At 42.3% G+C, this 9,295-nt stretch carries 11 protein-coding genes; 6 read left to right on the forward strand and 5 right to left on the reverse strand.

The genetic code is table 11. From position 1 onward, the window contains the following. The first annotated feature begins 63 nt into the window (after nucleotides 1–63). Nucleotides 64–963 carry a LysR family transcriptional regulator gene (locus ACW689_RS18825; protein WP_476293673.1) on the forward strand — a complete coding sequence of 300 codons (900 nt, stop codon included), beginning with the start codon at nucleotides 64–66 and terminating at the stop codon, nucleotides 961–963. A 51-nt stretch (nucleotides 964–1,014) separates the two neighbouring features. On the opposite strand, the gene ACW689_RS18830 is transcribed toward ACW689_RS18825, so the two are convergent. Next, nucleotides 1,015–2,202, reverse strand: a complete 1,188-nt coding sequence (locus tag ACW689_RS18830) for an MFS transporter (RefSeq protein ID WP_476293674.1) — start codon at nucleotides 2,200–2,202, stop codon at nucleotides 1,015–1,017. Nucleotides 2,203–2,278: 76 nt separating this feature from the next. Here ACW689_RS18830 and ACW689_RS18835 point away from each other — a divergent pair, with 76 nt between their 5' ends. Together ACW689_RS18835 and ACW689_RS18840 are read left to right on the forward strand one after the other, a co-directional pair. Next, on the forward strand, nucleotides 2,279–3,085 hold the full coding sequence (locus tag ACW689_RS18835) for an AraC family transcriptional regulator (protein ID WP_476293676.1): 807 nt from the start codon (nucleotides 2,279–2,281) through the stop codon (nucleotides 3,083–3,085). 97 nt (nucleotides 3,086–3,182) lie between these two features. Continuing rightward, a complete protein-coding gene (locus tag ACW689_RS18840) occupies nucleotides 3,183–3,842 on the forward strand; it encodes a hypothetical protein (protein ID WP_476293677.1) in 660 nt (219 codons plus the stop codon). 115 nt (nucleotides 3,843–3,957) lie between these two features. Here the strand turns inward: ACW689_RS18840 and ACW689_RS18845 are convergent, their stop codons facing one another. Then, entirely contained in the window at nucleotides 3,958–4,851 is an 894-nt protein-coding gene (locus tag ACW689_RS18845; RefSeq protein WP_476293678.1) for a bifunctional GNAT family N-acetyltransferase/hotdog fold thioesterase, read from the reverse strand. 157 nt (nucleotides 4,852–5,008) lie between these two features. On the opposite strand from ACW689_RS18845, the gene ACW689_RS18850 reads away from it, so the two are divergent. Next, on the forward strand, nucleotides 5,009–5,698 hold the full coding sequence (locus ACW689_RS18850; RefSeq protein WP_476293688.1) for a spermidine synthase: 690 nt from the start codon (nucleotides 5,009–5,011) through the stop codon (nucleotides 5,696–5,698). Here ACW689_RS18850 and dtd read toward each other — a convergent pair. Genes dtd through ACW689_RS18865 form a run of 3 tightly spaced genes read right to left on the reverse strand, consistent with a single transcriptional unit; the run spans nucleotide 5,695 to nucleotide 8,043 of the window. Continuing rightward, a complete protein-coding gene (dtd, locus tag ACW689_RS18855; RefSeq protein ID WP_476293680.1) occupies nucleotides 5,695–6,132 on the reverse strand; it encodes a D-aminoacyl-tRNA deacylase in 438 nt (145 codons plus the stop codon). The two genes, ACW689_RS18850 and dtd, sit on opposite strands and share 4 nt — an antisense overlap. Nucleotides 6,133–6,189: 57 nt before the next feature. Then, nucleotides 6,190–7,131: an alpha/beta fold hydrolase gene (locus tag ACW689_RS18860; RefSeq protein WP_476293681.1), complete on the reverse strand. Its 942-nt coding sequence runs from the start codon at nucleotides 7,129–7,131 to the stop codon at nucleotides 6,190–6,192. 15 nt (nucleotides 7,132–7,146) lie between these two features. After that, complete coding sequence (locus tag ACW689_RS18865) at nucleotides 7,147–8,043, reverse strand: virulence factor BrkB family protein (RefSeq protein WP_476293683.1); 897 nt, start codon at nucleotides 8,041–8,043, stop codon at nucleotides 7,147–7,149. Between the two features lie 85 nt (nucleotides 8,044–8,128). Here ACW689_RS18865 and ACW689_RS18870 point away from each other — a divergent pair, with 85 nt between their 5' ends. After that, nucleotides 8,129–8,773 carry a DUF2959 domain-containing protein gene (locus tag ACW689_RS18870; protein WP_476293684.1) on the forward strand — a complete coding sequence of 215 codons (645 nt, stop codon included), beginning with the start codon at nucleotides 8,129–8,131 and terminating at the stop codon, nucleotides 8,771–8,773. Next, a complete protein-coding gene (locus ACW689_RS18875; RefSeq protein WP_476293685.1) occupies nucleotides 8,760–9,011 on the forward strand; it encodes a hypothetical protein in 252 nt (83 codons plus the stop codon). Before ACW689_RS18870 ends, ACW689_RS18875 begins: the two co-directional genes overlap by 14 nt. Nucleotides 9,012–9,295 lie beyond the last annotated feature (284 nt).

The following is a 9,295-nucleotide window of genomic DNA, read 5'->3' on the forward strand; positions in this document are numbered from 1 at the left end:
CTTTACTTTAATGAATAAAAACACTGTAATCAGCACAACATTACGTCGTGATAGGAACTTATTATGGACTGGCTAACAGCAGTAAAAAGCTTTGTAACCATCGCTCAGTACAATAGCTTCACACAAGCTGCAGAAAATTTGAACATCACATCTTCTGCGATGAGTAAGCGAATTGATTGGCTTGAAAAGCAATTAGGTATGAGCTTATTGGTACGTACCACTCGGCAAGTTAATTTAAGCGAGGAAGGACACCGTTTTTTACCTGATGCACAAGCATTAATTGAGCAGTTTGAACGCGTTATGGAACGCAGCCAAGTCGTTAATAACGCCCCTGCTGGCACACTCAAAATAGCGGCGACTTTGGCTGTCGGTAGCAGTATTTTACTGCCAAGTATTCAAACTTTTCTGGCACGATATCCGAAGATAACCATTCAACTCAATGTCCTTGCACCGGGTGCACCACCCGATCTGCACCACGATCTGGTTATTACCCGCCAGTATGATGACTTTGATTCCGCCGCTCACAAAGGAACACGTTTATTGGACTATCAGATGCGTCTGTTCGCCGCGCCAAGCTATTTAAGTACCCATGCACCGATTAATAATGTCAATGACCTAAAATCACACAAAATGTTATTAAGTAATTACTATCACAAAAAAGGCAACATCGTGTTGTCTGACGGCTCACTGTTTGAGTTTACTCAGTATAACTTTGTGTCCGACCATTTAGACTCAATACTGGAAGCTGCGATTCAAGGCATGGGGCTAATGTTTATTTCTGCCAGTTACATTCAAAAACAGCTTAATAACGGTACGCTCGTGAATGTACTACCCCAATTACACTCTGCTACCAAACAGCTTTGGGCTTACTACCCCAAAACAACCTTTGTACCGCTTAAAACACGGATGTTTGTCGATCATCTCAAAAAAGAATTGTTAGAAAGAGAAAACAAGAAAATTTAAAATGTTTGCAGCTTACAACACATGCAAGCCACAAACAGGACTGGATAGTATTTAAGACGTAGAAGTTGCTAATTTAGCCTGATGACGCTGTAAATGAACATTGATGAATTGGCTCATCACCAAAGAGCACACCGCCAATATAGCGCCAAAATAAAACACCATTGCTTTATCGTATAACCACACGACACCAAAGCTGGCCGGAATGACCACCGCCGCGATGTGGTTGATGGTAAAGCTTACCCCTGCTGTTGCAGCGATATCCTCAGGTCTTGCTATTTTTTGAAAGTAGGTTTTGAGCGCAATCGCCATAGCGAAAAACAAATGATCGATAACATAGAGTGCGGCAGCAAATGTCGCTGACTCTGCCAATGCGTAGCCGACAAAAACTAAAGCCAAGCCACCGTATTCAATTGTCAGTGCTTTTTGTTCGCCAATGCGACCTATCATCTTGCCAATAACCGGGGCTGCGAAGATATTGACCATATGGTTTAGCATGTACAGCATGGTGATTTGCGCGACGTCAAAGCCAAACTTTTCAACCATCAGAAATCCAGCGAACACCATGAAAATTTGCCTACGTGCCCCCGCAAAAAACAATAGCACGTAGTACAAGCTATACTCTTTTCTTAATACAAGCTTTTTATGCTGCGTACTATGCGCTTTAAAGTGTGGAAATGCGCTAATCATAAACAAGGTGATTAATAACCCCAAACCACCAGTTACAACATACAGCCATTCATAACTGGCACTTAAAAAGGTGACTCCTAACCAGATAAGTGCGAAAGTGCATAACGAGGCTATCGATTTTATCGACAGTAACTGACCCAGTTTTTCTGCCGCCTCGCCTTTACTAAACCACTGCAAACTCAAAGACTGATTAAGCGTTTCGAAATAATGAAATCCAATAGACATCAGCACTGTGGTAGCATACAAACCATACACACTTGGGAAAAAGCCTGTAATAGCAACACCTATGGAAAGGATACACAGACTTATTAATGCAAAAGTTTGTTCAGTCAATACCAGCAATACGAAGACAGCGGTAAAAGCCAAAAACCCTGGGATCTCTCGCAAAGACTGCAGCATCCCCATATTTGCACCATTAAAGCTAGCCGCTTCTACGGCAAAGTTGTTTAACAAGGCAGTCCAAGCAGCAAAAGTTAAGGCCATAACGACCGTTGCTAGCGCCAAAAAACCGAAAGGTGTTTTCCATTTTGTTGGCGATTCAATCTTCTCCATCTTCATCCCTTAAAGCTCGTTGAGTAAATAGTGCACACATTGTATGCTCAACTCATCGTGACCAATAGGCAATAATATGACAGATAATTTATCTAATCAGACAGAATCAGGCTGGGTGAGTATAAAGACTCGATTTAATCTAAAAGCACTTGGTAAGCCCGTTTACCCTAGGGCCTCGACTATGCCACCTTGGCAGCACGTGCACACACACTCCCATACTTGGGGGCAACTGGCATACACAAGTAACGGTGTTATGACCATAAAAACCCCTGCTGGCAACTTTGTGATCCCACCAGATCAAGCCTTATGGTTGCCGCCCAACTTACCCCATGAAACATTTTGTCGCTACGGCGGGCATTTCCGCAGTGTTTATATTGATGAAGCCTATATCAATATACTCGGGCACGATGCCAAACTCTTGCATGTCGATGATCTGTTAAAGGCCATCATTTTAGAGATTTGTGGATGGGATCCTAATTATGTACCTGATGCAAGAAAATTGCGATTTATTCAAGTGTTTATAGATAGGTTAGAATCAGCTCCTACGAGCTCATTCTTTATACCTTCCACGCAAGATCCGAGACTCAATCCTATTATTTCGGAACTGCACGCAAACCCTGGTTGTGATAAAACGCTGCAGCAATGGAGTGAAGAAGTTGGCGCATCAACACGCACACTCAATCGGCTATTTAATAAAAGTTTTGCCATGAACTTTAGTCAATGGAAGCAAAAGCTCAGAGGGCTCAGAGCTGTAGAGATGATGGAAGCGGGTTACAGCCAACAATTGATTGCTGAACAACTGGGATTCGAGTCGAGCTCTGCATTTAACACCGCATTTAAAAAGGTTTTCAATTGTACACCTAGGCAATACTTAAAAAAGTAAGATAAAGCTCAGCTAATGGACTGCAATTAAGCTAGATTTAAATAAAACAATAATGAATTAAGTTAGCACATTTACGAATGTGTTGATTAAGGCAACTATGGCCAAAATACTTCTCTTTATCGCACTGCTATTGAGTACAGTATGTAGCGCAAAAACCATTAAGATCGCAGCGATCGATTGGTGCCCACAGATCTGTCCGTCTGACTCAGAAAAGGGCTATGTAATTGATTTTATAAAAGCCATCTACGAGGGAAGTGAATACCAGCTTGAAATTGAGTATTTCCCTTGGTCACGGGCTATCAAGTATGTGTTATCTGGTAAACATGATGCATTATTGGCGCCTGCTAAAGCCGAAGCCCCACAACTACTTTACCCAAAATACTCTGTAGGCAGCCAAGAAATGTGTTTCATCACAAACGCACACAATCAATGGCAATATCGTGGTGTTGACTCGCTCAATAAAATGCAAATAGGTATCGCCATCGATACCTCTATTGAAGAGTTGAATTGGTTTGTAGAAAACCACGAAGACCTGTTTGTATTCCAGCCATATAATAAAGACTATATTCGCAGAAGTGCGAAAATGCTCAGTAAAGGGCGAATTGATGCTTTTTTGTTTACTAAAAACTCGACCAAGCACACGTTACAAAAAGAAAATGTTTGGCACGAGTACAAAGTCGCGGGGTGTGTAAATAGTACCGACATATTTATGGCATTTACACCAGCTGCTAAAAACACCGTGATGTTAAAAAAATGATTGATACTTTTGAAGAGCGTGTCGAACTGCTGGGTCATAACGCTTTGTTAGTGCAGCAATTAGCAAAGTACGGGCTTGATTGATAAGGTAATCAAGCCCCACTCGCTTGTATTCATTATCTTAAAATAACGAAAGTCCCCTCAAATTTTGCCACCAGTGTTTCTTGATCATAGACACTCACAGGAACTAGGTATTTGGCTTTGCCGTGTGTTTCGAGCTCCAACAACTCGCCTTCACATTCTGAAATACACACCGTTGCTTTAGGCTCGTTAGTTAACGGCTTAAAGTATTTAATATTGGCATCGGCAAGCACGATGTTGCCTTCTAAATTTTGTTCCTTAAGCGCTAAGTAAGTAGCACCCCACCCCGTCAAAGTCGCCATTGAGTATATAGACCCTGCAAACATAGAGTTATGTAAGTTCAGATTCGCTTTAAGATCCGCTTTGGTTGAAAACTGCCAATCTGTATAACTCTCTACCTTAATACCCATTGCGTCGCTAATTGGTATTGACTCTCTCCATGTATCTTGAAGAACTTGGGTCCAATCGGGGTGTCTAAACCAGCCTGGCTCTGACGGTCTTTGCTTTATCATCTTCCAATGCTGAATATCGTCGTACGCCAAATGTGCTTTCTCTACCACCTGATAACCATGACTTTCATAAAAAGCCAACGCGCGCTCACGAGCAAATAACACAAGTTCTTCAGCATTTTGACGCCAAGCACTTTTTTCTAGCTCGTGTAACAATCGGCTGCCTAAGTGTTTGCCGCGATGCGCTTCGACCACTGCCATGTAGCGCACTTGTGCTTGCTGTTGCGTGTTAAAGTGTAAACGTGCTACCGCGAGTACCTCACCTTCGTTATTTTTAATGTATAAGTGTTCTGAGTCTTGCTCTAAATCATCCTGTTCAGAGCCTCTTGGTTGCCCCCATGGAGCGCGTAGCACTTGCCAACGTAGTTGATAATACGCCAACCAATCTTCACTACTCTGAGGTGAACTAACCTTAAACATATACACTCCTGTTATTCATTATTCTTGGTGATATATGTTGGACCTTACTAAAAATCTCTCGATCTGAACATACTCTATTAGTAGAAGGCTGTTTTTAAGTGTAAAAAATGCTAAACATTGTGGCATTACACCAATGTTGGTCTATGCTGATGTTACTATGCATAATTTTGTGACTGCCAGCGGCACGATCGCTAACCAGTTTGTGCAACAAAGCCACCAGTTGGGCCATTTACTTTACTGGCATAAACACGGCAACGTCAGCATTCAAGTTAGACAAGACAGTACCTTGCGCTGGTTATTGATCAATGACACCTTACAATCTGTAGTGGAAAGAAACCACCCGGAGCACCTACTTTTTCCTCACTTACAAGTACTTGCGAAAATTTGGCAGAATATTAGTGCGCCACAACAAGTTTTGGAATTAGGTTTGGGTGGTGGTGCGATCAGAGATTACTTGCAAGCAGTTTATCCCGATTGTCGCGTTTTATCTGTAGATAACAACCCAGACATCGTGCACTGCTATAAGAAATATTTTAGCGCTGAACAAGGCTGCTCTGTTGCTTGTATGGATGCAGATACCGCACTCAACGCTGAACAAAAGTACGACTGGATCATTTTGGATTTATTTAGCGAATTTGATGCACCACTCTTTTTATTTCAGCACCCCTTCTATCGGTTACTTCGTGCGGCACTTAATACTAATGGCTGGTTGTTTATCAACTTTTTGTCCGAACATGAATCACAACTTCAGCGTTTAGAGCATTTGCTTATTACTAACTTTGGTAAAAAGCCTCAAATTGAGGCTGTCCCAGATTACGCAAATCATATCATTGCAGTAAAACGCTAAACACTTAAATTAAAAGTAACTGGACCATCATTACAAAGCGACACCTGCATATCAGCAGCGAACTGTCCTGTTGCTACTTTTATTCCCAACATTTCCGCCTGAGCAACAAATAACCTATAAAGCTGTTGGGCCTGTTCTGGTGTGGCCGCTGATGAAAAACTCGGTCGCATGCCTTTTTTGGTATCCGCTGCAAGCGTGAACTGAGAAACCACCAATAACTCACCGCCAATATCTTTTAGACTTAGATTCATTTTACCATCAAGATCTGTAAAGATACGGTAATTAGTCACTTTATGAAGTAGCTTTGCTACATGGTCATCCGTATCTTGCTTCTCAACGCCCAAGAGCAATAAAATGCCTTGTTGAATTTCTCCAACAATCTCCCCTTCCACTTCAACCTTAGCCTGTGTAACTCTTTGTATTAAGCCTTGCACGTGCGCCTCATGTATTGCTCTAAACTGGGCCTCACTATAAGGGAAAAGCAGTACTATTTAAATATGTAGCTTACAAGCTAATAAGTCTGCAGCTCGACGAATAGCGTCAAAGTATGCCTCACTGGCACCACTGTGACCAAGACCATCTAAGATATAAAGCTGTGCCCCCAACTCTTGCGCCAAATGTTGAATAGGCGCAAATCGACAAACGAGATCATGACGACCATGAATAAACCAAGTCGGAATACGCTTAAGCGCTTCAATCGGTCGATCCAAACCACTCAATTGCTGGAATAGTTGTGGCGAAAAGTAGTGATTCATGAGCTTAGCTTGCTGTGTCACACAGCTCACTTGCTCTAGGTGGTAACGGCTAAGAGCAGCTGCGAGCGTAATTTGTCTATCCCAATCATGCCAATGCTGTGCGGCTTTATGCTGCAGCAACTCATCATCACTAAACAGTGCATTTCTGTAGTAGGCAAGAATGTCTTCAACATGGTGTAAGCCTTGGCTAAAGGCTTGATAACTTTCTGGATAAAACTGTGCTCCGGCCCCATTAGCGGAATATATCCAGTTAAGATCTTGCTGGGTTGCTAAAAAACTAGCCCAGAGGACTAGACCTTTAACACGTTCAGGGTAGCGATGCGTAAACAGTAGGCTCAAAGTAGCCCCCCAAGATCCTCCCGCCATCACAGCCTGTTTAATCTCAAGGTGATCAAGTAATGTTAAAATATCGCCGACTAGATGTTCAGGGGTATTGTTTTTTACTTCATAAGGAGTAGAGTCACCGCAACCACGCTGGCTGAATAAAATGATACGATAGCGTTTAGGGTTGAAGTAATGCGCTGCATCAACATTGAGACCACAACCTGGCCCGCCATGATTAACAATCAAGGGGATCCCATACTCACAGCCATACTCTTCAACATGAATTTGGTGACCATTCCCAACCGGTAAATGGTAGCTTCTAAGCGCAGCACCAGTGATATACCCTTGTGTCATCGTCACCTCTATCTATCAATTAATTATATTTGACCTACCCTCATGCTCCGGCTCTCCAATAAACCACGGCTCTCGCTCACCTAAACACACCGTAAATTCCGCCCCAAGTAGAACGACAACCCATGAGAGGTAAACCCAAACAAATAAAATAGGTACCGTCGCTAACGCGCCATAGATCACTTCATATGATGGGAAGTGACTGATATAAGCTGCAAAACCCTTTTTTGAAAGCTCAAATAACATTGCAGCAAACAAAGCCCCAGGTATCGCAGCACGAAACGAAACGCGTGTATTAGGCACTAAAGTATAGAGCATAATAAAGCCCACCATAGAAATACCATACGGCAGCAGCTTCAATAAGAAGCCACTAAAGCCTGGGATCCCTTGATCTGCAAATGCCACTAGAGAAACAATATACGAAGTAACGCCAATGCTTGCGCCCAACAAAACTGGTCCTAACGTAAGCACCATCCAGTAAATAGCAAACGAAATCATGACTGGCCGCTTTTTTTCCACTCGCCAGATACGATTTAGCGCCGCATCTACATTTCGGATCAGTAGTAATGCAATTGCCGCTAGAAAGCCAATCCCGACTGCGGTCATCTGATTGGCATTCCCCGTAAAGGCACTAATATGAGACTTAATAGAATCTGTAGACGTTGGCACAAAATTATTAAAAATAAAGTTCTCAATTGAGATACGAGTGCTTTCAAACCCTGGAAACGCTGAAAATATTGCAACACCCACCGCAATTAACGGAACCAATGAAAGCAAAGTAACATAGGCTAAATATCCAGCATTGACTGTAATTTGGTCTTCACTACAGCGCTTGAGATAATAGTTCCACCACTTCGGCTGTATCAATATAAGTTGTTTAACTTTGCTAGATAAGTCAGATAAATGAACGTTCATACACGCCTGATATTTCAAAAACACTTTGCACATCATAGCAATCACCTACATAATTTACAGCACATGCATAGGAAATAGGTCTAATATGAAACGTTTGACACTAGCCGTAATACTTCTGACAGCACTAACAGGATGCCAAACTGCTTACTACTCAGCAATGGAGAAAGTGGGGATCCATAAAAGAGATATATTGGTCAGTAAAGTAGAAGAAACGAAGGAATCTCAACAAGAATCACAGCAAGAGTTCCAGTCTGCACTGGAGCGATTAAGTACACTTATCAATTTTGATGGTGGAGAACTTCAATCTGCTTATGAACAACTCAATGATGATTACGAATCTAGCTTAGCAGCTGCCGAGGAAGTCAGTAGTAACATCAACAAAGTAGAAGATGTTGCTCAAGCCTTGTTTGACGAATGGCAAGATGAATTAGAGCAATACTCTAGCAACAAACTCAAACGAGAAAGTGAAAAAAAGCTAAAGCAGACTCAGCGTCAACTCGATAAATTATTGCGCTCTATGCGCAACAGCGAGAGTAAAATGCAGCCAGTTCTTGCATCGCTTAAAGACAATGTACTGTATTTAAAACACAATTTAAACGCCCAAGCAATTGCCGCAATCCGAGGAGAATTCAAAAGCCTGCAAACGGATATACAATCGCTGATCAATGACATGAATCGCTCAATTGAAGACTCAAATAGATTTATTGAACAGATGAATGCCGGCAAATAGTAGCGACTTAAATAACATTAAAACCGACTTGATTGTCGGTTTTTTTTTGCAAGTAGGATGTCAAAGGTTAACAACAGCGAACACAGTGAGATCGTTGCCTTTTCGCGTGCAAAAGTTTAGTGACAGAGCGCGAAATCCAGAAGGACTGAGAGAGTCTCGCAGCAACAGTGAAGATGCTTATTTCTCATTGTCGGATAGCGGCGCTTCGCACCTTATGCCAACCTACGAAAAAGAATGACCTGGTAGGTTGGAAAAGCCGAAGGCACCTTCCAACTAAGGTGTAAGAGTCTGATAACAAAGCGCGTAGCGCTTACATTCCTTTTGCGCAAGTAAGGTGCAAAAGTTTAATGACACAGCGCGAAGCGATGGCATTCCTTTTGCGCAAGGTGAAGTGAGCCAGTTTAACAAAGGCAGAGAGACTGACCATAAAGCGCTCAGAGAATGAGAGAGTCTCTCGACAACAGTGAAGGTTGCTTACTTCACCTTGCGCTATAGTGCTAAGTATTAACGACTATGAGCGAA

This window comes from Pseudoalteromonas sp. ABE4_541 (assembly GCF_056312285.1).

Bases quoted from the DNA above. Each gene is read 5' to 3' on its own strand.
- ACW689_RS18860 (WP_476293681.1), bottom strand. From the start codon at position 7,131: ATGACACAAGGGTATATCACTGGTGCTGCGCTTAGAAGCTACCATTTA.
- ACW689_RS18845 (WP_476293678.1), bottom strand. From the start codon at position 4,851: ATGTTTAAGGTTAGTTCACCTCAGAGTAGTGAAGATTGGTTGGCGTAT.
- ACW689_RS18825 (WP_476293673.1), top strand. From the start codon at position 64: ATGGACTGGCTAACAGCAGTAAAAAGCTTTGTAACCATCGCTCAGTAC.
- ACW689_RS18865 (WP_476293683.1), bottom strand. From the start codon at position 8,043: ATGAACGTTCATTTATCTGACTTATCTAGCAAAGTTAAACAACTTATA.
- ACW689_RS18875 (WP_476293685.1), top strand. From the start codon at position 8,760: ATGCCGGCAAATAGTAGCGACTTAAATAACATTAAAACCGACTTGATT.
- ACW689_RS18835 (WP_476293676.1), top strand. From the start codon at position 2,279: ATGACAGATAATTTATCTAATCAGACAGAATCAGGCTGGGTGAGTATA.
- ACW689_RS18850 (WP_476293688.1), top strand. From the start codon at position 5,009: ATGCATAATTTTGTGACTGCCAGCGGCACGATCGCTAACCAGTTTGTG.
- ACW689_RS18830 (WP_476293674.1), bottom strand. From the start codon at position 2,202: ATGGAGAAGATTGAATCGCCAACAAAATGGAAAACACCTTTCGGTTTT.
- ACW689_RS18870 (WP_476293684.1), top strand. From the start codon at position 8,129: ATGAAACGTTTGACACTAGCCGTAATACTTCTGACAGCACTAACAGGA.
- ACW689_RS18840 (WP_476293677.1), top strand. From the start codon at position 3,183: ATGGCCAAAATACTTCTCTTTATCGCACTGCTATTGAGTACAGTATGT.